The organism is Burkholderia sp. LS-044, from assembly GCF_004803625.1.
Classification (GTDB): domain Bacteria; phylum Pseudomonadota; class Gammaproteobacteria; order Burkholderiales; family Burkholderiaceae; genus Burkholderia; species Burkholderia cepacia.
This window is the reverse complement of the sequence record NZ_SSWO01000016.1, coordinates 14608-40772: the sequence shown is the minus strand read 5'-3', so window position 1 is coordinate 40772 and position 26165 is coordinate 14608. Positions and strand designations below refer to the sequence as shown.

The 26165-nt window shown below is 69.3% G+C and carries 22 protein-coding genes; 14 read left to right on the top strand and 8 right to left on the bottom strand.

Translation table 11 applies throughout. The annotated features are described in order from the left end of the window. The first annotated feature begins 18 nt into the window (after window positions 1-18). From xdhB to E9536_RS31625, 3 genes are all read left to right on the top strand, one after another. Window positions 19-2382 (top strand): xanthine dehydrogenase molybdopterin binding subunit, encoded by a 2364-nt coding sequence (xdhB, locus tag E9536_RS31635; RefSeq protein ID WP_136472044.1) that lies wholly within the window; start codon window positions 19-21, stop codon window positions 2380-2382. Window positions 2383-2466: 84 nt separating this feature from the next. Continuing rightward, window positions 2467-3084 (top strand): xanthine dehydrogenase accessory protein XdhC, encoded by a 618-nt coding sequence (xdhC, locus tag E9536_RS31630; RefSeq protein WP_136472042.1) that lies wholly within the window; start codon window positions 2467-2469, stop codon window positions 3082-3084. Between the two features lie 88 nt (window positions 3085-3172). Continuing rightward, on the top strand, window positions 3173-3574 hold the full coding sequence (locus tag E9536_RS31625; RefSeq protein ID WP_060193670.1) for a nuclear transport factor 2 family protein: 402 nt from the start codon (window positions 3173-3175) through the stop codon (window positions 3572-3574). A 41-nt stretch (window positions 3575-3615) separates the two neighbouring features. Here E9536_RS31625 and E9536_RS31620 read toward each other — a convergent pair whose 3' ends face one another. The 3 genes from E9536_RS31620 to E9536_RS31610 form a co-directional block, all read right to left on the bottom strand. Next, window positions 3616-4563 (bottom strand): LysR family transcriptional regulator, encoded by a 948-nt coding sequence (locus E9536_RS31620; RefSeq protein ID WP_021157131.1) that lies wholly within the window; start codon window positions 4561-4563, stop codon window positions 3616-3618. Window positions 4564-4631: 68 nt separating this feature from the next. Next, entirely contained in the window at window positions 4632-5270 is a 639-nt protein-coding gene (locus tag E9536_RS31615) for a DsbA family protein (protein ID WP_027788237.1), read from the bottom strand. Between the two features lie 94 nt (window positions 5271-5364). Continuing rightward, on the bottom strand, window positions 5365-6807 hold the full coding sequence (locus E9536_RS31610) for a TAXI family TRAP transporter solute-binding subunit (protein ID WP_136472127.1): 1443 nt from the start codon (window positions 6805-6807) through the stop codon (window positions 5365-5367). A 423-nt stretch (window positions 6808-7230) separates the two neighbouring features. Between E9536_RS31610 and E9536_RS31605 the strand changes: the two genes are divergently transcribed. The 3 genes from E9536_RS31605 (at window position 7231) to E9536_RS31590 (ending at window position 12276) form a co-directional block, all read left to right on the top strand. After that, the gene (locus tag E9536_RS31605; RefSeq protein WP_021157129.1) at window positions 7231-7596 is read left to right on the top strand and encodes a BON domain-containing protein; all 366 of its coding nucleotides are present in this window, start codon (window positions 7231-7233) and stop codon (window positions 7594-7596) included. 136 nt (window positions 7597-7732) lie between these two features. Further along, window positions 7733-9823 (top strand): D-(-)-3-hydroxybutyrate oligomer hydrolase, encoded by a 2091-nt coding sequence (locus E9536_RS31600; protein WP_136472040.1) that lies wholly within the window; start codon window positions 7733-7735, stop codon window positions 9821-9823. A gap of 617 nt (window positions 9824-10440) precedes the next feature. Next, window positions 10441-12276, top strand: coding sequence for a peptidase S1 (locus E9536_RS31590; RefSeq protein WP_124672041.1), 1836 nt, complete (start codon window positions 10441-10443; stop codon window positions 12274-12276). 155 nt (window positions 12277-12431) lie between these two features. Here E9536_RS31590 and E9536_RS31585 read toward each other — a convergent pair whose 3' ends face one another. From E9536_RS31585 to E9536_RS31565, 5 genes are all read right to left on the bottom strand, one after another. Further along, window positions 12432-13220: a sulfite exporter TauE/SafE family protein gene (locus E9536_RS31585; protein ID WP_027788233.1), complete on the bottom strand. Its 789-nt coding sequence runs from the start codon at window positions 13218-13220 to the stop codon at window positions 12432-12434. A gap of 299 nt (window positions 13221-13519) precedes the next feature. Beyond that, window positions 13520-14959 (bottom strand): DHA2 family efflux MFS transporter permease subunit, encoded by a 1440-nt coding sequence (locus E9536_RS31580; RefSeq protein ID WP_136472038.1) that lies wholly within the window; start codon window positions 14957-14959, stop codon window positions 13520-13522. A 136-nt stretch (window positions 14960-15095) separates the two neighbouring features. Then, the gene (locus E9536_RS31575; RefSeq protein ID WP_060279513.1) at window positions 15096-15827 is read right to left on the bottom strand and encodes a DsbA family oxidoreductase; all 732 of its coding nucleotides are present in this window, start codon (window positions 15825-15827) and stop codon (window positions 15096-15098) included. Window positions 15828-16047: 220 nt separating this feature from the next. Continuing rightward, window positions 16048-16842 (bottom strand): PAS domain-containing protein, encoded by a 795-nt coding sequence (locus E9536_RS31570; RefSeq protein ID WP_027788230.1) that lies wholly within the window; start codon window positions 16840-16842, stop codon window positions 16048-16050. Further along, window positions 16839-17801: an ornithine cyclodeaminase family protein gene (locus E9536_RS31565; RefSeq protein WP_136472036.1), complete on the bottom strand. Its 963-nt coding sequence runs from the start codon at window positions 17799-17801 to the stop codon at window positions 16839-16841. Before E9536_RS31565 ends, E9536_RS31570 begins: the two co-directional genes overlap by 4 nt. A 378-nt stretch (window positions 17802-18179) precedes the next feature. On the opposite strand from E9536_RS31565, the gene E9536_RS31560 reads away from it, so the two are divergent. The 8 genes from E9536_RS31560 to E9536_RS31520 all read left to right on the top strand — a co-directional run bounded on the left by E9536_RS31560 (window position 18180) and on the right by E9536_RS31520 (window position 26153). Further along, window positions 18180-18959: an ABC transporter substrate-binding protein gene (locus E9536_RS31560; RefSeq protein ID WP_059698940.1), complete on the top strand. Its 780-nt coding sequence runs from the start codon at window positions 18180-18182 to the stop codon at window positions 18957-18959. 67 nt (window positions 18960-19026) lie between these two features. Further along, the gene (locus E9536_RS31555; protein WP_060348999.1) at window positions 19027-20271 is read left to right on the top strand and encodes an FAD-binding oxidoreductase; all 1245 of its coding nucleotides are present in this window, start codon (window positions 19027-19029) and stop codon (window positions 20269-20271) included. 497 nt (window positions 20272-20768) lie between these two features. Next, complete coding sequence (locus E9536_RS31545) at window positions 20769-23093, top strand: hypothetical protein (RefSeq protein ID WP_136472035.1); 2325 nt, start codon at window positions 20769-20771, stop codon at window positions 23091-23093. Between the two features lie 286 nt (window positions 23094-23379). Next, complete coding sequence (locus tag E9536_RS31540) at window positions 23380-23739, top strand: hypothetical protein (RefSeq protein ID WP_027788225.1); 360 nt, start codon at window positions 23380-23382, stop codon at window positions 23737-23739. A 27-nt stretch (window positions 23740-23766) separates the two neighbouring features. Further along, window positions 23767-24282, top strand: coding sequence for a sigma-70 family RNA polymerase sigma factor (locus E9536_RS31535; RefSeq protein WP_027788224.1), 516 nt, complete (start codon window positions 23767-23769; stop codon window positions 24280-24282). After that, complete coding sequence (locus E9536_RS31530; RefSeq protein ID WP_027788223.1) at window positions 24279-25064, top strand: anti-sigma factor; 786 nt, start codon at window positions 24279-24281, stop codon at window positions 25062-25064. The genes E9536_RS31535 and E9536_RS31530 overlap by 4 nt, the downstream gene beginning before the upstream one ends. Before the next feature lie 40 nt (window positions 25065-25104). After that, a complete protein-coding gene (locus E9536_RS31525) occupies window positions 25105-25524 on the top strand; it encodes a quinol oxidase (protein WP_088611360.1) in 420 nt (139 codons plus the stop codon). Then, on the top strand, window positions 25521-26153 hold the full coding sequence (locus E9536_RS31520) for a DUF1571 domain-containing protein (protein WP_027788221.1): 633 nt from the start codon (window positions 25521-25523) through the stop codon (window positions 26151-26153). Before E9536_RS31525 ends, E9536_RS31520 begins: the two co-directional genes overlap by 4 nt. The last annotated feature ends 12 nt before the right edge of the window (window positions 26154-26165 follow it).

The window sequence follows — 26165 nt, the reverse complement described above, 5'->3', positions numbered from 1 at the left end:
AGACGGAGAACCCCGAACATGAACCAGCAAGCAGAACCGTTCCTGAACACCCTCGATCCGCAAGCCGACGCCGCGCAGGTCCACGTCTCGCGTGCGCACGAATCCGCGCACCTGCACGTCAGCGGACGTGCCACCTACACCGACGACATCCCGATCGTCGCGGGCACGCTGCACGCGGCGCTCGGCCTGTCGGCGAAGCCGCACGCGAAGATCGTGTCGATGAACTTCGACGCGGTGCGCGCGACGCCGGGCGTGGTCGCCGTGTTCACGGCCGACGACATCCCGGGCGTCAACGATTGCGGCCCGATCATCCACGACGACCCGGTGCTCGCGAAGGGCATCGTGCAGTTCGTCGGCCAGCCGATGTTCATCGTCGTCGCGACGTCGCATGAAACCGCGCGGCTCGCCGCGCGCCGCGCACAGGTCGACTACGAGGAGTTGCCGGCGATTCTCACCGCGCAGGAAGCGCGCGCGGCCGAAACCTACGTGATCCCGCCGCTGAAGCTCGCGCGCGGCGACGCGGCCGCACGGCTCGCCGTCGCGCCGCACCGCGAGTCGGGCGAAATGCTGCTCGGCGGCCAGGAGCAGTTCTACCTCGAAGGGCAGATCGCGTACGCGGTGCCGAAGGACGACGACGGGATGCACGTGTACTGCTCGACGCAGCACCCGAGCGAGATGCAGCACCTCGTCGCGCACGTGCTCGGCGTCGCGTCGCACAACGTGCTCGTCGAGTGCCGCCGGATGGGCGGCGGGTTCGGCGGCAAGGAATCGCAGTCGGGCCTGTTCGCGTGCTGCGCGGCGCTCGCCGCGTGGAAGCTGCTGTGCCCGGTGAAGCTGCGTCCGGATCGCGACGACGACATGATGATCACCGGCAAGCGCCACGACTTCCATTACCGCTTCGACGTCGGTTACGACGACGACGGCCGCATCGACGGCGTCGCGCTCGACATGACGTCGCGCTGCGGCTTCTCGGCCGACCTGTCGGGCCCGGTGATGACGCGCGCGGTATGCCATTTCGACAACGCGTACTGGCTCGGCGACGTGAACATCGCCGGTTACTGCGGCAAGACCAACACGCAGTCGAACACCGCGTTCCGCGGCTTCGGCGGCCCGCAGGGCGCGTTCGCGATCGAGTACATCCTCGACGACATCGCGCGCTCGCTCGATCGCGATCCGCTCGACGTGCGCTACGCGAACCTGTACGGCAAGACCGAACGCAACGTGACGCCTTATGGGCAGACGGTCGAGGACAACGTGCTGCAGGAATTGCTCGGCGAACTCGAGGCGACGAGCGACTACCGCGCGCGGCGCGCGGGCGTGCGCGAATTCAACGCGCGCAACACGGTGCTGAAGAAGGGCATCGCGCTCACGCCGGTGAAGTTCGGTATCGCGTTCAACGTCACGCACTTCAACCAGGCCGGCGCGCTGGTGCACATCTATACCGACGGCTCGGTGCTCGTGAACCACGGCGGCACGGAGATGGGGCAGGGGCTCAACACGAAGGTCGCGCAGGTCGTCGCGCACGAGCTCGGCATCCGCTTCGGCCGGGTCCGCGTGACGGCGACCGACACCAGCAAGGTCGCGAACACGTCCGCGACGGCCGCTTCCACGGGCTCGGACCTGAACGGCAAGGCCGCGCAGGATGCGGCGCGCCAGCTGCGCGAGCGGCTCGCGGTGTTCGCGGCGAAGCAGTTCGGCGACGGCAAGGTCGATGCGGCCGACGTGAGGTTCGGCAACGACTTCGTGTGGGTCGGCGGCAACGGCGTGCCGTTCGGCGACGTGGTCGCGAAGGCGTACCTCGCGCGCGTGCAGCTGTGGTCCGACGGTTTCTACGCGACGCCGAAGCTGTACTGGGATCAGTCGAAGCTGCAGGGCCGGCCGTTCTACTACTACTCGTACGGCGCGGCCGTGTCGGAAGTCGTGATCGACACGCTGACGGGCGAGATGCGCACGCTGCGCGTCGATGCGCTGCACGACGTGGGCGCATCGCTGAACCCGGCGCTCGACATCGGCCAGGTCGAAGGCGCGTTCATCCAGGGGATGGGCTGGCTGACGACCGAGGAGCTGTGGTGGAACAAGGGCGGCAAGCTGATGACGCATGCGCCGTCGACGTACAAGATCCCGACGGTGAACGACACGCCGCCCGAGTTCAACGTGCAGCTGTTCAAGAACCGCAACGTCGAGGACAGCATCCACCGTTCGAAGGCCGTCGGCGAGCCGCCGCTGCTGCTGCCGTTCTCGGTGTTCTTCGCGGTGCGCGACGCGGTGGCCGCGGTCGGCGACTACCAGGTGAACCCGCCGCTCGACGCGCCGGCCACCGGCGAGTCGATCCTGCGCGCGGTCAGCGCGGTGCGTGCGGCGCGCGCCGGTCAGGCAGGCTGAGATGAAACGGCTCCCGCGCTCGCTTCGTTCGCTGCTTCCGATGGGGGCGGTCAGCCTCCTTGGGGCGGCCCGGCGGAGGCTGACATGAACGGCCCCGCACGCTCGCTTCGCACCGCGCCGCCCCCGGCGTTCGCGCAGGGCACCGGCCAGCGCAACCGCGCGAGCGGCACGCCGGCGCCGATGCACATCGTGCTGTTCGGCGCCGGGCACGTCGGTCACGCGCTCGTCACGCTGCTCGGCGCGCTGCCGTGCGTCGTGCAGTGGGTCGACACGCGCGACGAGCTGTTTCCGGACGAATGTCCGCCGAACGTGCAGCCGGAGCCGACCGACACGCCGGAGGCCGTCGTCGACGCGGCGCCGCCCGGCGCATATTTCCTCGTGATGACGCACAACCACGCGCTCGACTTCTCGCTCGCCGCGCAGATCATGCGGCGGCGCGACTATGCGTACTTCGGGATGATCGGCTCGCGCACCAAGCGCGTGAAGTTCGAGCGCCGGCTTGCCGCGCGCGGCGTCGATCCGGCGCGGCTCGTCGAGATGGTGTGCCCGATCGGCGTCGCGGGCATCGTCGACAAGGCGCCGGGCGCGATCGCGGTGGCCGTGTGCGCGGAGCTGCTGCAGGCGCGCTCGGGCATGCCGGTGGCGGACGCGAAGGCCGCCGCGGCGGGGCGTGCGCGCGACGACGTGTCCTGCGCGCGATAGCACCGCGCGGCCAGCGCATGGCCGCGCGTTTTTGCATACACTGCACGACGACGCGCGGCACCGGGCCGCGCCTTACCGTGCACGCACCATGTCCGATCACCAGGTTTATCTCGACACGCTCGATGCGAGCCTCGTCGCCATCGAGCGCTGGCTGTCCGGCGTCGATACCGCGCCCGGGGCGCTCGACGCGCTGCTCGCTTCGTTCTCCGCCGATTTCACGATGATCCTGACCGACGGCCGCGAGGTCGACCACGACGGCACGCGCGCGCTGTTCGCGAAGCTCGCCGGCGCGAAGCCGGGGCTGCGCATCACGCTGTCGGACACCCGCGTGCTCGCCGCCGACGCGTCGCATGCGACGCTCACCTATCTCGAGGCGCAGCACGCGGCCTCGGGCGAGCTGCCCGCGCGCCGCGCGACCGCCGTGTTCGAACGCGACGCGGCGGGCGTCGTGCGCTGGACCCATCTGCAGGAAACCTTCTGTACGGCCTGAACGGCTGAACGGCCGCGCCGGCTTAGCTCGCCGCTTGCGGCTCAGCGCTTGCGGCCGCGGGCGACCGTCAGCTCGTCGGACACGCTCTGCATCAGCGCGCACAGCCACGCGATGTCGGTCGGCCGGTCGGGTTGCGGATGCGTGAGCAGGTAGCTCTTGATACGCGGAAACGGCACCGGCGGCGTGACGACGACGAGCGGCAGCAACTGCGCGTAATGCGTCGCGAAGCGGCGCGTCGTCGTGAAGATCAGGTCCGATTGCAGCAGCACCTGCGGCACGATCCCGAAGTACGGAAGCGTCGTCACGATGCGCCGCGTGAGGTGCGCGCGGGCAAGGCCGATCTCGATCGCGTTGCGCTTGTCGCCGGTGTACGGCGTCGGCGCGACGTGCGCGGCCGACGCGTACGCTTCGCGCGTGAGCGGCCCGCGCGCAAGCGGGTGCGCATCGCGCATCAGGCACACGATCGTGTCGGAGAACAGGTCCTGGCGTGCGAACTGCGGGTCGGGCTTCGGCCAGTTGCCGATCACGAGATCGAGCGCGCCGGATTCGAGCGCGCCCGCGTGATCGAGCGCGGGATTCAGCGAATCGATTTCCAGGTGCGCATGCGGCGCCGCGTCGCGAAAGCGCTCGATCAGCGTCGGCATGAAGAAATCGTTCAGGTAATCGGGCGCGGCGACGCGGAACGTGCGCCGTGCGGACGACGGATCGAAGTCGCCGTGCGGCGTCGCGATGAAATCGACCTCGCGCAGCGCGCGCTGCGCGGCCTCGAGCAGCGACGCGCCGTATTCGGTCGGCACCATGCCGGATTTGCCGCGCACGAGGATCGGGTCGTTCAGCGTCTCGCGCAGCTTGCGCAGCGCGGTGCTGATCGCGGGCTGGGTCTGGTTCAGCCGCAGCGCGGCCTGCGTGACGCTGCGCTCGAGCAGCAGCGTGCGCAGCACACGCACGAGCCAGATATCGAGCGAGGCGGTACGGTCGTCGTCTTCCATCGGTGGGGGTGATTCGGGTGACGCGTAACGTTACCGTAATCGCGCGTTGCCGTGCGTGATACCGGCCATCACGCGCGGCCCTTCGGCAGCGCGCTGATCCGCTTGACCTCGCGCGATTCGAGCCAGTTCGGCGTGCGCGCGCAGTACAGCACCATCGGCAGCGCATCCTCGCCCCAGAACAGCTGCTGGTTCATCCAGAACGTCGGCACGCCGAACACCCCGAGCGCGATCGCGTCGGCGTTGTTGCGTGCCAGTTGCGCGGCGGTCTCCTCGAATTCGATCAGCTCGTCGCCGTGGCCGACGCCGACCCGCTCGCACAATGCCGCGAACCCTTCCGGCGTCGACGGATCGTTGCCGTCGCGCCAGATGAAGCGGAACATCTCCAGCACGGTCGCGATGTCGGCGCGCAGCGCGATCGCGAGGCGCAGCACCTTGTCGGACTCGAACGGGTGCGCGGGCGGCATCTTGAAGCGGATACCGAGCTGCTCGGCGCGGAACAGCGCGTGACGGTACGTGAACACGCGCTTGGCCGGCACGTCGGCGCTGGGGCGCTGCCCCCAGTGCCGCTGCAGGTCGGGCAGCGACACGGCGACGGGTTCGAACGGCACGTCCGGCCACTTGTCGTGCTGTTCGAGGAGCAGGTAGGAGAACGGCGACACGAAGTCGAAGAACCAGGCGGGCTGGGCGATATCGAGGCCGGTTGTCATGTCGATCTCCAGTGGATGGGGCGTGCGGCGTCTGGCGGCGGCCTCCATGTTACGCGGCGGTGCACGCATGCGGCAATGATCGCGGATCGTCCGGTCAAGCGGAACCGGGAGTCGCCCGAGGGGACGTGCCGGCCGGCGGCGCGGCGTCGGCACGTGCCTGCGGCGGGCCGCCGGCGCCCGGCGGGCCGGCCGGCGTGTCGTGGTCGTGCGCGGTGAGCCGTTCGCGCACGAAGCCGATGTGCTCCCGCAGCACGTAGAACTGGCCCGCATAGGAGAGCGGCATCTTCATCCGGTTCACGGCTTCCTCGATGTCGTCGAGCTCGTCGAGCAGCTGCACGCGCTCCTCGGCCGTGTGCTCGCCGAGCGCGCGGCGCTCGAGCGCGATCAGCGCGCCGTACCAGCGGTAGATGCGCGAGCGCACGCGCCAGCCGTACAGCGACGGCACGAGCCGCAGCCCGGGGATCAGCACGACGATCAGCGGCACGACCACGACGAGCAGCCGGTCGACGAGGCTTGCGACCCAGAACGGCAGCCGCCGGTACAGGAAGGTCTTGCCGGATTTGTAGTAGCGCGCGGCGTCGTCGGACAGCGGGAAGCCGCGCGTGACGGACGACGGGAATTCGCCCGCGTGCTGCAGGATCGTCGCGTGGCCGTGCACCTCGCGCGCGGCCTCGATCAGCAGGTCGGACAGCGCGGGGTGCAGCGAGTCGCGTGCGACCAGCTCGATGGTCGGCGCGACCGTGTGGATGTCGGCGGGCGGCAGGTTGCGGCCGAGATCGTAGACGCCCATCGGCAGCGTGATCGCGGTCAGGTACGGGAAGCGCCGCGCGTACGCCTCGGCCTGGGTGAACGAATACACGTGCACGCCCGGTGCGCGGAACAGCTTCGCCATCACCGGGATCTGTGTCGAGTCGCCGGACAGGAACGCCGCGTCGATCTTGCCGTCGAGCAGCGCGGTGGCCGCATCCTCGCCGGCGGTCGGCAGCAGCTCGGTCGACCCGCCCGGCACGATGCCGTTCATCTTCAGCAGCGCGAGGCTCAGTTCGCGCGCGCCGCTGCCTTCCGCGCCGAGCGCGAGCCGCTTGCCCTTGAAATCGGACAGGCGCGCGACGACCGGGCCGCGGTACATGATCGCGAGCGGCACGTAGCCGATGCTGCCGAGCGACACGAGGTGTTCGTCGCGCTCCTTCGGGCCGATGCCGCTCTGCACGAAGCCCACGTCGACCGGCGCGTTCGGGTTCGACAGCCGCGCGAGGTTCTGGGCGGACCCTTCGGATGACTGGACGTCGAGCGTGACGCCGTTCTTCGCGAGGATCGTCTTGTATTTCTGCGCGGCGTTCCAGTACGTGCTGCCGGGCGGCCCGGACGAGATCACGAGCGTGGACGGCGGGGCCGGCTGGATCAGCTTGACCGCGAGCCAGACGGCCGTGGCGGCGAGCAGCACGGTGGGGCCGATCGACAGCGCGAGGTCGCGCCACGACACCGCGACGAAGCGGGCGAGGATGCGGCGAGGCGGGCGGGGGCGGGCTGGCTTCATGGGGGGCGGCGGATGACGCTGGCGTGACGTATCGGTGACGGTCGGCGCGGACGATGCGGATTCTCGCGGCGATGGTACCCGGTTTCGCGGTGCGTGCGCGAGTGCGGCGCGGCGGCGCGACGACAGCGGCGGGGGCCGCCGCGTCAAAAGCTTTGCGCTTCCGCGGGCGCTGGATTACATTGTGCGACGCAGCCGCGCCCGATTCGCGCGCGACCCGGCACGCAATGAGACCGGGCGCGTCCGGCCGGCGGCTGTCCGGCCCGGCCGGCCCGCTCTCGCGTGCGCCGTCCGCCAGCCCGTCTTGCCTCTCTCGTATCGCCGTGGAAAACACCGGCTGTCCCGCCCGTTCGCGCGCGGGCCGGCTGTTTTTGGGGGTATCCGGCCGTACTGTGCACGGCCGTTCCGGAGTGATAAGGAGATAGCATGAAGTCGATCGTGTTGAGAGCGTTGGGTGTCGCCGCCGTGGCGGCCTGTCTGTCGGGCAGCGTGTATGCGCAGTCGAGCGATGCGGCGGCAACGGAAGCGCCCGCGGCAGCGACCAGCGCGCCGAAGGCCGCCGCGAAAACCGCGAAGAAGGCGAACCGCAAGCTCGGCTATACGGTGCGCAAGGCGATTTCGAAGGAATCGGGCGTCAACGTGTCGAACCTCGTCGTGCGTTCGAAGGGCGGCGCGATCACGCTGGAAGGCACGATGCCGGCCCAGGACCAGATCGACAAGGCCGAAGCCGCAGCCAAGGGCGTGGCGGGCGTGACGTCGGTCACGAACAAGCTGACGGTTCAGCAGCAGTGATGCCGGGCGGCGGCGCGCGAGCGCCGCGTGCGCCCGTTTCCAGGCGGGCCCCGGCATGCCGGGGCCCGTTTGCGCTTGAGAGGCCGCAAGCCGCATGAAGCGGCGGCGGACCGATAACGATATCGAGAGGGCGGCGATGACGAGGCTCGGGTGGGGCAGGCGGATGGTTTTCGGCGCGGCGCTGGCCGCGATCGCGCTACTCGGCGCCTGCAACGGCGACGAATCGGCCGAGCGCAACCGGTTGCCCGGTTTCGTGTCCGGCAGCGTGCGCACGACAGCCTATGACGGCGCGAGCGACGACCTGCTGACGGCCGGCCTCGGCAAGACGGGCCTCGGCTCGGCCACCGCCCCCGGCTTCGCGAATGCCGCCCGGCCGACGGGCGCCGAGCTGCGCCGCCTTGCGATCTGGTCGAACTACCGCGCGCTCGTCGACATGAGCGCGAACGGCGGCTACGGCCGCTTCTGGGGGCCGAACGTCGATCTCGACGGCAACGCCACGCTCGGCGAAGGCAAGATCCCCGGCACCGAATATCTCGCATACTCCGACGACGGCAGCGGCAGCAAGAACGTGACGCTGCTCGTGCAGGTGCCCGCCAGCTTCAATCCCGCGCAGCCGTGCATCGTCACCGCGACGTCGTCGGGCTCGCGCGGCGTGTACGGCGCGATTTCCGCAGCCGGCGAATGGGCGCTCAAGCGCGGCTGCGCGGTTGCCTACAACGACAAGGGCGGCGGCAACGGCGCGCACGAACTCATGTCGGACACCGTCACGCTGATCGACGGCACGCTCGCCAACGCGGTGCTGGCCGGCACCGCGAGCCTGTTCACCGCGAACGTGACGAGCGGCGATCTCGCCACCTTCAATTCCCGCTTCCCGAACCGCTATGCGTTCAAGCACGCGCATTCGCAGCAGAATCCCGAGCAGGACTGGGGGCGCGTGACGCTGCAGTCGGTCGAGTTCGCGTACTGGGCGCTCAACGAGCAGTTCGGCCCGCTGATCGACAGCTCGCATCACGGCGTGCGCTATCGCGCGGGCGACATCACGACGATCGCCGCGTCGGTCAGCAACGGCGGCGGCGCGTCGCTCGCGGCGGCCGAGCAGGACAATCGCGGCTGGATCACCGCGGTCGTGGTCGGCGAGCCGCAAATCAACGTGCGGATGGCGCCGAACGCGGTCGTGCGCTCGGGCGGCCAGCCGGTGCCGTCGTTCGGCCGGCCGCTGGCCGACTACGCGACCCTCGCGAACCTGCTTCAGCCCTGCGCGGCCGCGTCGGCGTCGCTTGCCGGTGCGCCGTACCTGAGCGCGCTGCCGGCGGCGACCACGCAGGCGATCCGCACGCAGCGCTGCGCGACGCTCGCCGCGGCCGGGCTCGTGTCGGGGGCCGATACGCAAAGCCAGGCCGCCGACGCGCTCGCGCAGCTCCACGCGGCCGGCTATCTTGCCGATTCCGACCTGCTGCAAGCGCCGATGTGGGATTCGCAGGCGATTCCGGCGATCGCCGTCACGTATGCGAACGCGTACACGCGCTCGCGCGTCACCGACAACCTGTGCAATTTCAGCTTCGCGACGACGAACCCGGCGACGGGCGCCGTCGCCGCGCCGGCCACGTCGCCGATGCCGGCCGTCTTCGGCGTCGGCAACGGCGTGCCGCCGACGGCCGGCATCGACCTCGTGTTCAACACGGGCGCGGGTATCGACCACCGGCTCGCGACACCCGATGCGAGCTTCGCGGGCGCGCTGTGCCTGCGCCGGCTCTGGACGAACGGGATGCTCGGGATGCCCGCGAACGTCGATGCGGTGCGCGTGAACGCGAACCTGCAGGGCAAGCCGGCGATCATCGTCCAGGGCCGCAGCGATGCGCTGGTGCCCGTGAACCACGCATCGCGCGCGTACGTCGCGCAGAACGGCATCAGCGAAGGCGGGCGCAGCCGGCTCGTGTTCTACGAGGTGACGAACGGCCAGCACTTCGACGCGTTCCTGCCGGTGCCGGGCTTCGACACGCGCTTCGTGCCGGTTCACTACTACAACCTGCAGGCGCTGAACCTGATGTGGCGGCACCTGAAGAACGGTGCGCCGCTGCCGCCGTCGCAGGTGATCCGCACGGTGCCGCGCGGCGGCACGCCGGGCGCCGCGCCCGCGCTGACGAGCGCGAACCTGCCGCCGATCTCGGCCGCGCCGGGGGCGAACGCGATCACGACCGGCGCCGGCACGATCGACGTGCCGCTCTGACGGCGCCCGCCCCGCGCCGCCCGCACGAAGCCGGACAGCCGTCCGGCTTTTTCCTTTGAGCGAATGGAATCGGTCCCGGATTGGCCATTTGTCCGAATGGCGAGCGCTGTAACAAATTCTTACTTTACGGCGGTAAATCAGAACCCTAATATGCGCCGGTATTTTCACTTAATTTAATAAATTACAGATACGAAGATATTCCTTTCCGTTTAGTTAATCGATCCTTTCGATTTTGTTAAATCGGTTCGAGTCGCGGTTGATCGCCATTCTGCGATTAATCGGTATCTCGCCGAGGGGGATCGTTCGTCTGTTCCAAGCGAGGCGCCCTTGTCGGGCGGGCCTTGCGGGGTGTGTTTTTGCCGTCGATTTTGTGTGCATGCAAATTCGCGCAATGAATTCGTATTGCTGCGGATTATTGAATTGCCGTTTGCAATGGAATTGATTCCATTGTGCGGTTGCAAAAAAACATGGGTGGGGTAAATCGTGCCGATCGGTATTCACCGATCCGGTAAAAAACTCGGGGTGCGTCGCATAACGAATGCATTCCTGGTGCGGAGCGCCGGAGCAAATGATCCTTTGCGACCGGCGGTATTTATCGTTCTGTTCGAGAGGCAATAATGACGACACGGAAGTCCTTGAAAGACGGTTTCGCGCTATTCGGAACGACACTGAGCGTGCCGCTCGCCGCAGCCGCGGCCGCGGCGCTGCTCGTCACGGGGTGCGGCGGCGACGACGGGCCGAGCCCGGCTGCTTCGGCCGCCGCCGCGGCCGCGACGTCGGCCGGCGCCAGCACGTCGGCCAACACCGGCGCAACGGCCGCAGCGGCCGACCAGCCGTACGTCGACAACGACGTGTACGGCACCGGGCCGAACGACGCGGTGACGGATTCCACGGAAGGGGCGGCCGTCGTCCACCGTTCGGTCACGATCGGCGGCAAGACCATCAAGTACACGGCCACCACGGGCCACCTGACGACGATCGACCCGGTCACCTCGGCGCCGAACGCGAAGATGTTCTACGTCGCGTACACGCAGGACAATCCGGACCCGTCGAAGCCGCGCCCGGTCACGTTCTTCTACAACGGCGGCCCCGGCTCGTCGTCGGTCTACCTGCTGCTCGGCTCGTACGGGCCGAAGCGCCTGCAGTCGTCGTTCCCGAACTTCACGCCGCCCGCGCCGTACAAGCTGCTCGACAACCCGGACAGCCTGCTCGACCGTACCGACCTCGTGTTCATCAACCCGGTCGGCACCGGTTATTCGACGGCGATCGCCCCGGCGAAGAACAAGGACTTCTGGGGCACCGACCAGGACGCCCGCTCGATCGACCGCTTCATCCAGCGCTACCTGACCAAGTATTCGCGCTGGAATTCGCCGAAATTCCTGTACGGCGAGTCGTACGGCACCGCGCGCAGCGCGGTCGTGTCGTGGGTGCTGCACGAGGACGGCATCGACCTGAACGGGATCACGCTGCAGTCGTCGATCCTCGACTACGCGAATGCGTTGTCCGCGCCGGGCACGTTCCCGACGCTCGCGGCCGACGCGTTCTACTGGAAGAAGACGACGCTCAACCCGACGCCGACCGATCTCGACGCGTACATGGTCCAGGCCCGCAACTACGCGGACAACACGCTCGCGCCGCTCGCGCAGAAGCCGAACCCGCAGGACGGCGGCTTCGTGAACGTGCGGCTGAACCTGAACCTGCAGACCGCGCAGCAGATGGGCGCGTACATCGGCACGGACCCGACGTCGCTGATCCAGACGTTCGGCAACCCGGCCGCGCTCGGCAATGTGCCGTCGTCGGACGACAACCCGCCGTACACGTTCTTCCTGACGCTCGTGCCGGGCACGCAGATCGGCCAGTACGACGGTCGCGCGAACTTCACGGGCAAGGGCATCGCGCCGTACATCCTGCCGAACTCGGGCAGCAACGATCCGTCGATCACGAACGTCGGCGGCGCGTACACGGTGCTGTGGAACAGCTACATCAACACCGACCTCAAGTACACGTCGACGTCGTCGTTCGTGGACCTGAACGACCAGGTCTTCAACAACTGGGACTTCAGCCACACCGACCCGACCGGCGCGAACAAGGGCGGCGGCAACACGCTATATACGGCCGGCGACCTGGCGTCGACGATGAGCGTGAACCCGGATCTGAAGGTGCTGTCGGCGAACGGCTATTTCGACGCCGTCACGCCGTTCCACCAGACGGAGCTGACGCTCGCGCAGATGCCGCTCGACCCGACGCTCAAGGCGCAGAACCTGACGATCAAGAACTACCCGTCGGGCCACATGATCTACCTGAACGACGCGTCGCGGACCGCGCTGAAGGGCGATCTCGCCAACTTCTACGACGGGATCCTCGCGAACCGCACCGCCCTGCAGCGGGTGCTGAAGCTGCAGGCGCGCACGCAGCAGCTCAAGCAGCAGAAACTGCAGCAGCAGGGGCAGTAAGCGCGGTGGGCGGCTCGAGCCGCCCCGGACGGAAGACAGCCCGATCGGCGCAGGCCGGTCGGGCTGTTTTTTATCGGCAGCGGAGGGCGCCGCGCGTCGGTTGCGCTGGCCGGGAAAGGGCGCAACCGCGGGTGAAGGGCGGGATCGGCGCCTGCCTACGCGAGCACGAGCCTTACACCGACCGCGACGAGCGTCGCGGCGAGCAGGTTGCGCAGCAGCCGCTCGGGTGCGCGCGCCGACAGCAGGCTGCCGAGCACGATGCCCGGCAACGAGCCGAGCAGCAGCGACAGCAGCATCGACCAGTCGACCGAGCCGAGCAGCCAGTGGCCCATGCCGGCGACCAGCGTGAGCGGCACCGCGTGCGCGATGTCGGACCCGACGATGCGGGTCGTCGCGAGCATCGGATACAGCAGCAGGAGCACGGTGACGCCGATCGCGCCGGCACCGACCGACGTCATCGACACGAGCACGCCGAGCACGGCGCCCGTCAGCACGGTCGACCACAGCGTGCGCGCGGGGTTCGGCGCGAGCGGGTTGCGCGCGGCGAACGCGGTGAGCTGCGGCCGGAAGATCAGCGCGAGCGACGTGAGCAGCAGCGCGACGCCGAGCACGAGCTGGATCATCCGCGCGGTGCCCGGCGTGTTCATCCCGTGCGTGTGCAGCCACCACAGCGTGATGGCCGCGGCCGGCACGCTGCCTGTCGCGAGCCGGCCCGTGATGCGCCAGTCGATCGAACCCTTCAGGCCGTGGACGAGCGTGCCGGTGGCCTTGGTCGCCGCCGCATAGAGCAGGTCGGTGCCGACCGCCGTCGCAGGGTGGACGCCGAACAGCAGCACGAGGATCGGCGTCATCAACGAACCACCGCCGACGCCGGTCAGGCCGACGAGGATGCCGACGAACAGGCCGGACAACGAGTACAGCAGATCGATATGGGGAAGCGACATCGGAAGGAGGCGGTTATGCGGCGTTCGGCGGTAGCGGCGCGTGGGTCAAAGTCCGCCATTGTCGCAAATGTGGCGGGTCGGTGTACGACTGCGTTAAAAATCGGCCGGGAAGGCGCGGGCGGCAGGCCGCGGTGAAACGGGCGTTTGAACGGGGCAGGGCCAACGTGATGGCCGGTGCCGGCCAGCCACGACAGGACGGGCGGTGCGCGGCACCCGGAAGAAGAAAAAGGGCGCGACGGTGCGCGCCCCAGGTTCGATGCAAACGGCCGGATTCATCCGCCGCCTGCGGCTCGTCGGCGTCAGTGCATCGCGGGGCCGGCGCCTTCGACGGCGTCCTGCCGCCGGATGCGCAGCGCGAGCCCGATCAGCGCGGCGGCGGCAGCGAATGCCGCGCCGAACGCGAAGGCCGCATGGTAGCCGCCGTTCAGTGCGTCGAGCGGCGCGGCGTTCGCGGCCGCGAGCACGTCGGTGCGGGCGGCCGCGAGGCTCGCGAGCACGGCGAGGCCGAGCGCGCCGCCCATCATGAACGCGGTGTTGACGATCCCCGACGCGAGCCCGGAATCGGCCGGATCGACGTCGCTCATCGCGGCGAGCAGCATCGGGTTGAACGCGACGCCCGCGCCGATGCCGAGCAGCGTCATGCCGGGCAGCACGTGCCAGACGAAGCCGCCGTCCACCGGCGCGCGCGAAAACAGGGCGAGGCCGCAGGCCGCGATCAGCAGGCCGGCCGCGATCGGGCCGCGGATCCCGAAGCGCATCACGATGCGCGCGGACAGCCCGAGCGAGAACGCGGCCATGATCAGGTTCGCCGGCAGGAACGCGAGACCGACCTGCAGCGGCCCGTAGCCGAGCACACGCTGCATGTACAGCGCGGACAGGAAGAACCACGCGAACATCGCGGCCGCCCACAGCACGCCGATCACGTTCGCGAGCGCGACGTTGCGCGCGGCGAACAGCGTGAGCGGCATCAGCGGATGCGCGGCGCGCGCCTCGATCGCGATGAACAGGGCGAGCAGCGCGACCGCCGCGCCGATCAGCACGACGGTCTGCGTCGACAGCCAGCCGGCTTCGTTGCCGCCGACGATCCCGTAGACCGCCAGCATCAGCGACGCGGTCACGGTGACCGCGCCCGCGACGTCGAGCCGCGCGGTGCCGGCCGGCGCGCGCGGGCGCGGCAGCAGCGCGACGCACATCGCATAGACCGCGATGCCGATCGGCAGGTTGACGAGGAAGATCCAGTGCCACGACAGCGAACTCGTCAGCAGCCCGCCGAGCAGCACGCCGATGCTGCCGCCGCCCGCGCAGACGAAGCCGTACACGCCCATCGCGCGGGCGCGTTCGCCGGGTTCGGTGAAGAGATTCATGATCAGCGACAGCGACACGGCCGACACCACCGCGCCGCCGAGCCCCTGCACCGCGCGCGCGGCGATCAGCATCGTCTGCGATTGGGCGAGGCCGCATGCGAGCGACGCGAGCGTGAAGACGACGAGGCCGGCGAGGAACATGCGCCGCTGGCCATACAGGTCGCCGAGCCGGCCGCCGAGCAGCAGGCAGCCGCCGAACGTCAGCAGGTACGCGTTGACGACCCACACGAGGGCCGTTTCGGTGAAATGGAGGTCGGTGCTGATCGACGGCAGCGCAACGTTCACGATCGTGCTGTCGAGCACGATCATCAGCACGCCGAGGCAGAGGACGATCAGCGCGTACCAGCGCTTTTCGCCGTGGATCCCGTGGGTCATGGGCTTGCAGCCTTCTGATAGTTATTTGAAAGGATGCATTGTAGGCCCCCTCGGCGCCGGCTTCCTGCCGGTTTGTGGCAGGAGCGATGCGTAGTCGCGCGTCCGGGCGGGACGCGCGTGACGGATGCGACGGGCGTTACGCGCGCGCCGGCAGTTCGCAGCCGTCGGGGCCGCATGCGGCCGCGTCGCTGCCGTCGAGTTCGACGATGCCGTCGCGCCATGCCTGGTCGAGCGCCTGCGCGAACGCGTCGGCCGGCTGCGCGCCCGACACCGCGTAACGGCCGCCGAACACGAACAGCGGCACGCCGCGCCCGCCGATCTGCGCGGCGCGGGCGATGTCGGCTTCGACTTCGTCGCGGTACAGGTCGCTGCGCAGCACGTCTTCGACGGCCGCGCGCTCGAGCCCCGCTTCGACCGCGAATTCGGTCAGCTCGGCGTGATCGAACAGCGAGCCGTGCTCGCAGAAATACGCGCGGTACAGTCGCTCGGTCAGCGCGTGCGCGCGGCCCGTCGCTTCCGCGAGCTTCACGAGCCGGTGGCCGTCGAGCGTGTCGCCGACGAGCGTGCCGGGCAGGTCGTAACGCAGCCCGACGCTCGCGGCCGCATCGGTCACCTGGCGCAGCATCTGGTCGACCTGCGCGGGCGACATCCGGTACTTGCCGGCGAGCATCGCCTCGACCGGCTCGACCGGCTGGCCCGGCATCAGCCGGTATGCGCGCAGCGCGACGTCGACGCGCTCGGCGTGCGCGAACGCGGCGAGCGCCTCGTCGAAGCGGCGCTTGCCGATCCAGCACCACGGGCAGATCAGGTCGGACCAGATTTCGACGGTCAGGGTCGGGCGGGCAATCGGGGCGGGAGCGGTCGTCATGGGCGATTCCGGGCAGCAAAAAAATGTAACCGGGACTATATCACTTTGTGCTTCGACGCTTCGTCCAGGCCGGGCGGGCGCGTGAAACGGGCGCCCGCCGCATCACGAAGCATAGACACGGAAGCGGCGCACCGATAGCGACGGCCGATACGGGCCGCCGCCGCGCGTTCCGACGAACAGGCGTTTCGTCGTTCCGGCGAACCAGCCCGCCGCGTTTCCCTTACGCGTCGCCCTGCGTTTCCTTCAGGTGCTTGAGGTGTTTGTAGACCGTCGCGCGACCCATCCCGAGCACATTCGCGACGTAGTTCGCCGCGCTCTTGCCGCGGAACGCGCCCTCCGCGTACAGCGCTTCGACGAGCTCGCGCCGGTGCTCGCGCGTGAGCCCGTTCAGCCCGACCTGCCGCTCGCGCAGCCAGCCGTGCAGGAACGTGTTGATGCGCTCCTGCCAGTCGTCGCGGAACAGCTCGTCCGGCTGCGCGACCACGCCCGCACCCTTGATGAACAGGTCGAGCGTCGCGCGCACCTCGTCGAACACCGCGATGTTGAAGTTGATGCACATCATCCCGGCCGGGTGGCCTTCGTCGTCGAACAGCACGTTGCTCACGCAGCGCATCCGCCGGCCGTCCCAGTTCAGCTTCTCGTACGGGCCGATCACGCGCTCGCGTGCGGAATGATCGATTTCCTCCAGCGCGGAATCGTCGCCGACCTCGCGCTTCGACAGGTTGTTCGCGAGATACAGCACGGTCTGGTCGTGCAGGTCGTGGATCACGACTTCCGCGTACGGGAAGAACAGCGCGGCGATACCGTCGGCGATCGGCGCATAGCGGGTGAGCAGCAGGTCTTTGACGGGGGATTTCTTCTTGCGCATCGGTGTCGCCATCTCGGGTGGGCGGGGGCCGGGCGGCCCATCGGGCCGGCGAGGCGGCGTGCCGGTGGCCGGCATGCCCGTGCGCCCGCGCGCGGCCGCCGCAGCGGTTGCGCCATTGTATCGGCCCCGCGCTCGCGTGCCGCTCATGCGCGCGTCAGGTGCGCGTACAGCGCGTGCGCGATCGCGATGTCCTCGAGCCCGAGGCCGATCGAGCGGAAGAATGCGTGACGCGCGTACGACGGTGCAGGGCAGGTGCCGGCGATGAGCGCGGGCAGGTCGCCGGCGATCCGTGCGGCTTCCCAGCCGTGCTCGGCCGTCGCGATCTGCATTTCGCCGGCGCTCGCGGGCGTCGTGTGCCGGTAGTCGCAGTACACGTCCATGTCGAGCAGCCAGGCGGGCGGGATCTCGTGCGCGCGCGCGACGTTCGTGCTGATCGACGTGACGAGCGCGGGGCGCGTGAGCATCCCGTCGCCGAGCACGGGCGTGCCCGACGACGTGCACAGCATCACGACGTCCGCGTCGCGCACGCAGGCTTCGACGCTCGCCGCGGCGCGTGCGCGCGGGTCGAGCTGCGCAAGCGCCGCCTGCTGCGCCGCGTCGCCGGCGAGCGCGGGCGAGTACACGCGGATCGTCTCCCAGTCGCGCAATCCCGCGGTGTGCCGCAGGTGCGCGAGGCCGACCGCGCCCGCGCCGACGATCGCGAGATGGCGCGCGTTGCCCGGCGCGAGACAATCGACCGCGAGCGCGGTCGTGCCGGCCGTGCGCTCGACCGTCAGCAGGCCCGCGTCGCACCACATCAGCGGCTGGCCCGTGCGCATCGACATCAGCGCGGTCCACGCGGTGACGATGGGCTTGCCGCCCGTCACGACATACGGCGACAGCTTCGCGCCGAACACCTGCGCGTCGGCGAGCGCGCCCAGATACGTGATGAAGTCGCCGGCCTGCTCGGGAAACAGCGTGAGCGTTTGCGGCGGCTGCACCGCGCGCGCCGCGGCGAGCGACGCGAACATGCTGCGCAGCGTGCCGAGCACGTCGAGCGACGGCAGGGCCGCGCGCACCGCGGCTTCGTCGACGGTCAGCGGCAGGGTCGGGGCGGTTTGCGTCATGAGGACATCTCCGGTCGGGGCCGGACTGGACTGTCTCGATCGACGTGTCCGGCAGTGTTCGTGATGGACGAAAAGTCTAATATAGACAAACGAAATCGGGAGAATTTTTCTTTTCGAGACTTTGTGTCGTCGCAAGATTCTGGAAAAACATCGATAAATCAAGGGTGTTTTCGATGTCGGGCGAATTTAAGATGCCGCGTATCGGGGCACGATTCTCGTATCCCCTATAGTCTATCGTAGACTTTGAGTCTATATTTCGCGTGCAGGACACGACCCGCCGCCGTGTGGCGACCGCCTGCTTCGAATGCCGATCCGGCGCCCGGCCGCGGCTGTCGTGTACCGATCTTCATCGCCTCAATCCAGAACGGAAGGACCGTCATGAACTGGAAGCTCTCCCTCTGCGCCGCTGCGGCGCTCGCCTGTGCGGCCGTCACGGCCCACGCGGAACAGACCACGTTGCGCTTCGGGATCGAAGCCGCCTATCCGCCGTTCGAGAGCAAGACGCCGGCCGGTCAGCTGCAGGGTTTCGACGTCGACATCGGCAACGCGGTGTGCGCGAAGCTGAACATGAAATGCGTGTGGGTCGAGAATTCGTTCGACGGCCTGATTCCGGCGCTGCAGGCGCGCAAGTTCGATGCGATCAATTCGGCGATGAACATCACCGCGAAGCGCAAGCAGAGCATCGACTTCACGCCGGCGATCTACGTGGTGCCGATCGTGATGGTCGCGAAGCACGGCTCGCCGCTGCGGCCCGACGTCGCGAGCCTGCGCGGCAAGCACGTCGGCGTGCTGCAGGGCTCGTCGCAGGAGGATTTCCTGAAGGCGCACTGGGCCAACGCGGGCGTGGCCGTCGTGTCGTACCAGGATCAGGACCAGATCTACGCCGATCTTGTCGCGGGTCGTCTCGACGCGGCCGTGCAGGAAGCGCAGACCGCGCAGGAGGGTTTCCTCGACAAGCCGGCCGGCCGCGACTACCAGATCGTCGGCGAGCCGCTGAAGGATCCGGCGACGCTCGGCGAAGGCACGGGCTTCGGGATGCGCAAGAACGACAAGGCGCTGCAGGCGAAGATCGTCGGCGCGCTCGACGCGCTGAAGAAGGACGGCACGCTCGGCGCGCTGTCGCAGAAGTACTTCAAGCGCGACATCGTCGCGAAGTAATGACCGCCGCGCGCCGGCCGCCGGGCCGGTGCGTGCCGCATCGAATTTCGACGCAGTACGGGGAACCATGGATTTCGACGTCATCGTTCTGGGGGCCGGCATCGTCGGCGTGTCGTCGGCGCTGCATCTGCAGGATCGCGGGTTGCGCGTCGCGCTCGTCGACCGGCGTGCGCCCGGCGAGGAAACGAGCCACGGCAATGCGGGGCTGATCGAACGCTCGTCGGTCGTGCCGTACGCGTTTCCGCGCCGGCTCGGCACTTTGCTGCGCTATGCGCGCAACCGCTCGGTCGATCTCTACTGGGACTACCGCGCGCTGCCCGCGTATGCGGGCTGGCTCGCGCGCTTCTGGCGCGAATCGTCGCCGCAGCGGCTCGCGGCCGCCGCGCGCGACCTGCTGCCGCTCGTCGCGGCGAGCGTCGTCGAGCACGACGCGCTGCTCGCGCGTACCGATGCGCAGCCGCTCGTGCACGACGGCGGGTGGATCGAGGCGTTCCGTTCGCCCGCGCTGTTCGATGCGGAAACGCGCGTGCAGCAGCGCGTGGCCGACGCGCACGGGCTGCGGATGACGGTGCTCGACGCACGTGCGTTGCGCGCGGCGGAGCCCGGCGTCAGCGACGCGTTCTGCGGCGCATTCCACTGGCAGGACCCGAAGACCGTGTCGAGCCCGGGCGGGCTGACCAAGGCCTACGCCCGGTTGTTCGAGCGCGACGGCGGCACGTTCGTGCTCGGCGATGCCAAGACGCTCGTGCAGGTGGAGGACGGCTGGCAGGTCGGTACCGAACACGGGCCGATCTCGGCACGCTCGGCGGTGGTCGCGCTCGGGCCGTGGTCCGATCACGTGTTCGCGCCGCTCGGCTACCGGATTCCGCTGCGCGCGAAGCGCGGCTACCACATGCACTACCGGCCGACGCGCGCGCCGTTGAACGTGCCGGTGTGCGATACCGAGGAAGGTTTCGTCGTCGCGCCGATGGAAGGCGGCCGCCTGCGGCTCACGACCGGCGTCGAGATCGCGCTGCGCGGCGCACCGCCGACCGGCGTGCAGCTCGCGCGTGCGGAGCCGCTGGCGCGCGACGCGTTCGGCATCGGCGAGCGGCTCGATCCCGAGCCGTGGCTCGGGATGCGGCCGTGCACGCCCGACATGCGCCCGGTGATCGGGCCCGCGCCGCGCCATCGCCACCTGTGGTTCGCGTTCGGCCATTGTCACCACGGGCTCACGCTCGGCCCCGCGACCGGGCGCCTGCTCGCCGAAATGATGACGGGCGCGCCGACCTATATCGATCCCCATCCGTACCGGCCCGCACGCTTCGGCTGATCCGGCGGCGCGCGCAGCCTCGCGCGCGCCGGTTGCGACGCGGCCTTTACAATGTTTCATTCTGCTATCCGGATTACCGGAAATCGCGCAATCGGAAATGATCTGCGTAATCGGCAAGAAAGATGATCGCCAAATAAAGAAAATCAGCAAATCGGCGATTTATCAATGCATTTTCATTTTTCTGAAATGTGTAATCGGCAGCTGCTCGTGACGGTCTGATGCACCACCTTGGCGGCGCGCTCCGGTGTTACGGGGAATGTACCGGAACACGTTACCACGGGGCTCGCAAACGTTACGTTACATCCGTGCTCCGACGCCGTTTTTCATCAGATGATTGCGATGCCGGGGTCATGCTTTTCGTCTGAAATAGATTAAAAAAGCGTTATTGATCGCTAATAGGCAGACGAATCAATCCGGTTTTTCGAATTGGCACACTTCGTGCAATCCGTCCCCATGCTTTATCAACGTTGTGCCAACCGAGATGGGGAAAAACAAAGATGGGACAAAATCTGAAATTGACGGGTGCAGCGCTGTCGGTCGCGACGGTGTTCGGGGTGCTGGCTTCGGGTTCCGCGGTGGCGGGGCCCCTTGATGGGCTGCCGATCCCGCAAGTGATCGTCAACCCGCCGACGAACAGCGTCTCGGTCGGGCTGGTCGCGACGGGGACGTCGCCGCTGGGTTCGGTCACCGTGGCGGCGGGCGGGGCGGGCGCGATCCAGACGTCCCTTGGCGACCCCGGCCAGGCACTGTCGGGCGCCGTGGGGGCGGTGACGGGTGCACTCGGCGGTGGCGGCGGCACGGTGCAGCCGCTCGCGCCGGTTCAGGGTGTGGTGAACCAGGTGACGGGTGCGCTGAGCGGCGGCAACCCGGCCGGCGCGTTGACCGGTGCGCTGAATACGGCGACGGGAGCGTTGGGCAATGCGGTTGGCACGGCGACGGGGGCACTGGGCAACGTCGGCGGGGGGGCGAATCCGCTGGCGCCGGTTCAAGGTGTCGTCAATCAAGTGACGGGTGCGCTCGGCGGCGGCAATCCCGCTGGTGCGTTGACGGGTGCACTCGGTACGGTGACCGGTGCGCTGGGCAATGTTGGCGGCGGGGCGAATCCGCTGGCGCCGGTTCAAGGTGTCGTCAATCAAGTAACGGGTGCACTCGGTGGCGGCAACCCGGCTGGTGCGTTGACGGGTGCACTCGGTACGGTGACCGGTGCGCTGGGCAATGTCGGCGGCGGGTCGAATCCGCTGGCGCCGGTTCAAGGCGTCGTCAATCAAGTAACGGGTGCGCTCGGCGGTGGCAACCCGGCTGGTGCGCTGACCGGCGCACTCGGCACGGTAACGGGCGCACTGGGCGGTATCGGCGGCGGCTCGTACCCGCTGGGGGCGGTTCAAGGCGTCGTCAATCAAGTCACGACTGCGCTCAATAACGGCAACCCGGCCAGCGCATTGACGGGTGCGCTCGGTACCGTGGCGGGTGAGCTCGGTGCTGGCAATCCGGCCGGCACGGTAACCGGTGCAATCGGCAACGTGACGGGGGCGCTCGGCGCATTGGGCGCTATCGGCGGCGGCAATCCCGCGGGTGCGCTGACCGGCGCACTGAACACGGCGACCGGGACGCTAAGCAACGCACTCGGTACCGCAACGGGCGCGCTCGGCGGCGGCAACCCGGCTGGTGCGTTGACGGGTGCACTCGGCACGGTGACGGGGGCACTGGGCAACGTCGGCGGCGGCTCGAACCCGCTGGCCCCGATCCAGAACGTCGTCGACCAGGTCACGGGTACGCTCGGCAGCGGCAACCCGGCCGGCACGCTCAGCAACGCGGTCAACACGATCACGGGCACGCTCGGCAACGTCGGCGGCGCGGGCAGCCCGCTGGCGCCGGTGCAGGGTGTCGTCACGCAGCTTGCGGGCACGCTCGGCGACTCGAATCCGCTGGCGCCGGTGCAAGGCGTCGTGAATCAGGTCGTCGGCACGCTGTCCGGCGCCGGTGGCGGCAGCCCGATCGCGCCGATCACGAACCTCGTCAACGGCCTGCAGAACGCGCTGCCGACGGGCGGCAACGCGGCTGGTGCGCTGACCGGTGCACTAGGCTCGGTGACGGGCGCACTCGGCAACCTCGGTGGCTCGAATCCGCTGGCCCCGGTGCAGGGCGTCGTGAACCAGGTCGTCGGCACGCTGGGCAACAGCAATGCGGTCGGCACGGCCACGAACGCACTGGGTAACGCGGTCGGCTCCGTCGTGGGCGCACTCGGCAACCTCGGCGGCACGAACCCGCTGGCGCCGGTGCAGGGCGTCGTGAACCAGGTGGTCGGCACGCTCGGCAACCTCGGCGGGTCGAACCCGCTGGCGCCGGTGCAAGGCGTCGTGAACCAGGTCGTCGGCACGTTGTCGGGCGCGGCGGGCAACAACCCGATCGCACCGATCACGAACCTCGTGAGCGGCCTGACGGGCGGTAGCAACCCGGCCGGCGCACTGACCGGTGCGCTCGGTTCGGTGACGGGCGCACTCGCGAACGGTCCGGTGGCCCTCGGGCAGGCGGCCGGCGCGCTGTCGGGCGCGGCCGGTTCGACGGCAGCGGCGGGCGGCAGCCTGCTTGGCTCGGGCGCGAACGCGGCCGGCGGCACGGCGGGGGCGGTTGGCTCGCTGCTGACGACGGGCGGCAACGCGACGGCGACGGTCGTCAACGCGGTCGGCACGACGGTGGGCACGGCGCTCGGCTCCGCGCCGGGCCTGTCGGTCACGCCGCATTCGGGCAACAGCGCGCCGGGCAACCCGCTCGCACCGGTGTCGTCGCTGCTCCAGTCGCTGACGGGCGCACTGCCGAGGTAATCAGCCGGACACGCACGGCGGCGCGAGATCGGCCGCCGTGCGCAACGGGTCGCGCAACGCGGCATGACAGGGATGTCATGCCGCGTTGTCCTTTTTGGGGCGCGCTTTCTTTCGTCGCATGAACGGCCGTGGCCGGCGTTCGTCGGCCGACGCGGAATAATCGGCCTCCTTCGTCCGTTTACATACCGAATCCCGGCAGCACCGGCCGGCGGGATAATGGTCGCGACGAAGCCGATCGTCCCTGCCGGTGCCGCCGTGTCGCGATGCCGTGCCAAGGAGAAAGGACATGAAACGGATACTCGTTGCCGCCGCGCTGACGGCGGCTATCGTGCGGCCGGCCGCCGCGGAACCGCCCCGTGCCGGCGACGGCAAGCTGGTCGACGAAGATCGCATGACGCTGTACGTGTTCGATCGCGACGCGCCCGGCAAGAGCGCGTGCGACAGCGCGTGCGCGGCCAACTGGCCGCCCGCGCTCGCCGACGCGTACGACAAGGCCGTGGGTGCACTGAGTCTCGTCGCGCGCGACGACGGCCGCAAGCAATGGGCGTATCGCGGGCGCCCGCTGTATCGCTGGAAGCAGGATCGCAAGCCCGGCGACGCTGGCGGCGACGGGATCGGCGGCATGTGGCACGTTGCGCGCCCGTGACCGCATGGCGGTGCGCGAGGCATCCTGATGAGCTATGAATCGGATCTGCTGGTGTGGCTGCCGCATCTCACGCGCTATGCGCGCGCGCTGACGGGCGACCGCGCCTGGGCGGACGATCTCGTGCAGGACACGCTCGAGCGTGCGCTGAACCGCCCGCCGCGCGATGGCGGCAACCTGCGCGCGTGGCTGCTGACGCTGCTGCGGCACCGCTTCATCGACCAGTTGCGCGCGCGGCACGAGATCGCGGTCGACGATGCGACGGCGCCGTGGCAAACGATGGCCGCGCCGGCCGGCGAGATCGGCGGGCTGGTGCTGCGCGACGTGCAGCGCGCGCTGTACCGGCTGCCGGTCGAGCAGCGCGAGGTGTTGCTGCTGGTCGCGCTCGAGGAGTTGAGTTATCGCGATGCCGCACAGGTGCTCGGGGTCCCGGTGGGAACGGTGATGTCGCGCCTCGCACGGGCGCGCGGGCAGATGCGCGCGATGCTGTCGGACGAGCCGTCGGCGCACGGCACGCCCGCGTTACGGGTGATCGGGAAGACATGATGGACGAACCGCGCAAACCTTCGAACGACGAACGGGACGACGATGCGTCGGCGCAACTGCTGTCCGCGTTGCTGGACGGCGAGCTGTCCGGGCGCGAGCGAAACGAGATGCTCGAGCGGGTGCAGGCCGATCCGGAGGAGGCCGAACGATTCGCGCATTACCGGGCGCAGCGCGACGCACTGCAGGCGCTGTTTCCGCTGCCGGGTGCCGCGCCCGCGCTGTTCGTGCAGCGCCGCGCGCCGCGTCGGCGCGGGATCGCCCATGCGCTCGCGGGGCTCGCGGCCGGGCTGCTGATCGGCATCGCGCTGCACGCGGGCTGGGTCGCGCTCGACAGCGAACCGGCGTTCGCCGCGCGCGCGGATGTCGCGTACGCGACGTACGTGGCCGATCGCGAACATCCGGTCGAAGTCGGAGCGGGCGACCCGGAACGCCTCGCCGGGTGGCTGTCCGCGCGTCTCGGGCGGCCCGTGCGCGCGCCGTCGCTCGACGAATACGGCTACGCGCTGCTCGGCGGACGGCTGCTCCCGGGCGACGCGGGGCCGGCCGCGCAACTCATGTACCAGCGCGCGGACGGCGAGCGCGTGACGCTGTACATGACGGCCTACGACGCACGGCGCGTCGCGCCGCGGGCGATGTCGGCCGGCGACCGCTACACGTATTTCTGGTCGGATCGCGGGATGGGCTACGCGTTGTCCGGCCAGGGCGATGAACGGCGCCTGCGCGAACTCGCGATCGAAGCGTGCGGTGCGCTCGGCGGCCAGACCGACGCGTGGAAGGGGTGATGCGCGCGGCGCCGGTACGGAGCACGAGATGAAGATGACGATGACGAAGGGGCTCGTGCTGATCCCGTTGCTGGCGGCACTCGCCGCGGGCACCGCGCTTGCCCGGGCGGAGGGCGACGTACCCGTGCGCGTGCCCGTCGACGCCGACGGCGTGCAGCGGGTCGCGATCGTCGGCGGCAGCTATTTCTTCCGGCCGAACCACGTGATCGTGCGGGCGCACGTGCCGGTCGAGCTGACCGTGTCGGCCGAGCCCGGCCTGGTGCCGCACAGCTTCGAAATCGATGCGCCGCAGGCCGGCATTGCGGTGCACACGGCACTCGGCACGACGCCGAAGACGTTTCGCTTCACGCCGGCGCAGCCGGGCCGGTTCGCCTACTATTGCACGCATCGGCTGCTGTTTTTCAGCAGCCATCGCGAGCGCGGGATGGAAGGCGTGCTCGATGTCGAGGCGGCGCCGTGATCGCCGCGTTGCTGGCCGCGAGCCTGATAGGAGCGAGCATGACCGCCGATCCCGTGACCGTCGCGCAGGCGCATTTCGACCACGTCCGCTCGTACCGCGCGACGATCCGCTCGTCCGCGCGCAGCGGCGAACATACGGAATTCCGCTACGCGTACCTGAAACCGGGCTTCGTCCGGATGGATTTCGTATCGCCGCATCACGGCGCGGTGCTCGCGTACGATCCCGGCGACGGCAAGGTGCGGCTGCGCCCGTTCGGCGCGCATGCGCCGCCCGCGCTGACGCTGTCGCCGTCCAACCCGCTCGTGCGCGACCGCAGCGGCCACCGGGTCGACCGGTCCGACGTCGGCGAATTGTTGCGCAACGTTCATGCGCTGCAGGAGGGCGGCTCGACGGTGACCGAAGGCGAGGAGGCCGTCGGCGGCCGGACCGCGCTGCGCGTGTCGGTCACGGGCGCGCCCGCGCATGCGGTCGACGGCGTGCATCGCTACCGGCTGTGGCTGGATACGGAGGACGGCTTTCCGCTGAAGGTCGTCAGCTTCGCGGACGACGGCGACGTGCCGCTCGAAACCGTGACGCTCGACGACGTCGAGATCGACGTCGCGTTTCCCGAACGCTTCTTCGCGCCCTGAGCGGTGCGCTGA

What these genes read in the sequence shown, in the direction of transcription:
- E9536_RS31575 (WP_060279513.1), bottom strand. Translation starts at nt 15,827, where the DNA reads ATGACGACCGCTCCCGCCCCGATTGCCCGCCCGACCCTGACCGTCGAA.
- E9536_RS31625 (WP_060193670.1), top strand. Translation starts at nt 3,173, where the DNA reads ATGTCCGATCACCAGGTTTATCTCGACACGCTCGATGCGAGCCTCGTC.
- E9536_RS31600 (WP_136472040.1), top strand. Translation starts at nt 7,733, where the DNA reads ATGACGAGGCTCGGGTGGGGCAGGCGGATGGTTTTCGGCGCGGCGCTG.
- E9536_RS31590 (WP_124672041.1), top strand. Translation starts at nt 10,441, where the DNA reads ATGACGACACGGAAGTCCTTGAAAGACGGTTTCGCGCTATTCGGAACG.
- E9536_RS31565 (WP_136472036.1), bottom strand. Translation starts at nt 17,801, where the DNA reads ATGACGCAAACCGCCCCGACCCTGCCGCTGACCGTCGACGAAGCCGCG.
- E9536_RS31615 (WP_027788237.1), bottom strand. Translation starts at nt 5,270, where the DNA reads ATGACAACCGGCCTCGATATCGCCCAGCCCGCCTGGTTCTTCGACTTC.
- E9536_RS31545 (WP_136472035.1), top strand. Translation starts at nt 20,769, where the DNA reads ATGGGACAAAATCTGAAATTGACGGGTGCAGCGCTGTCGGTCGCGACG.
- xdhC (WP_136472042.1), top strand. Translation starts at nt 2,467, where the DNA reads ATGAACGGCCCCGCACGCTCGCTTCGCACCGCGCCGCCCCCGGCGTTC.
- E9536_RS31540 (WP_027788225.1), top strand. Translation starts at nt 23,380, where the DNA reads ATGAAACGGATACTCGTTGCCGCCGCGCTGACGGCGGCTATCGTGCGG.
- E9536_RS31580 (WP_136472038.1), bottom strand. Translation starts at nt 14,959, where the DNA reads ATGACCCACGGGATCCACGGCGAAAAGCGCTGGTACGCGCTGATCGTC.
- E9536_RS31610 (WP_136472127.1), bottom strand. Translation starts at nt 6,807, where the DNA reads ATGAAGCCAGCCCGCCCCCGCCCGCCTCGCCGCATCCTCGCCCGCTTC.
- E9536_RS31585 (WP_027788233.1), bottom strand. Translation starts at nt 13,220, where the DNA reads ATGTCGCTTCCCCATATCGATCTGCTGTACTCGTTGTCCGGCCTGTTC.
- E9536_RS31555 (WP_060348999.1), top strand. Translation starts at nt 19,027, where the DNA reads ATGGATTTCGACGTCATCGTTCTGGGGGCCGGCATCGTCGGCGTGTCG.
- E9536_RS31535 (WP_027788224.1), top strand. Translation starts at nt 23,767, where the DNA reads ATGAGCTATGAATCGGATCTGCTGGTGTGGCTGCCGCATCTCACGCGC.
- E9536_RS31560 (WP_059698940.1), top strand. Translation starts at nt 18,180, where the DNA reads ATGAACTGGAAGCTCTCCCTCTGCGCCGCTGCGGCGCTCGCCTGTGCG.
- E9536_RS31620 (WP_021157131.1), bottom strand. Translation starts at nt 4,563, where the DNA reads ATGGAAGACGACGACCGTACCGCCTCGCTCGATATCTGGCTCGTGCGT.
- xdhB (WP_136472044.1), top strand. Translation starts at nt 19, where the DNA reads ATGAACCAGCAAGCAGAACCGTTCCTGAACACCCTCGATCCGCAAGCC.
- E9536_RS31530 (WP_027788223.1), top strand. Translation starts at nt 24,279, where the DNA reads ATGATGGACGAACCGCGCAAACCTTCGAACGACGAACGGGACGACGAT.
- E9536_RS31605 (WP_021157129.1), top strand. Translation starts at nt 7,231, where the DNA reads ATGAAGTCGATCGTGTTGAGAGCGTTGGGTGTCGCCGCCGTGGCGGCC.
- E9536_RS31570 (WP_027788230.1), bottom strand. Translation starts at nt 16,842, where the DNA reads ATGAGCGGCACGCGAGCGCGGGGCCGATACAATGGCGCAACCGCTGCG.
- E9536_RS31525 (WP_088611360.1), top strand. Translation starts at nt 25,105, where the DNA reads ATGACGAAGGGGCTCGTGCTGATCCCGTTGCTGGCGGCACTCGCCGCG.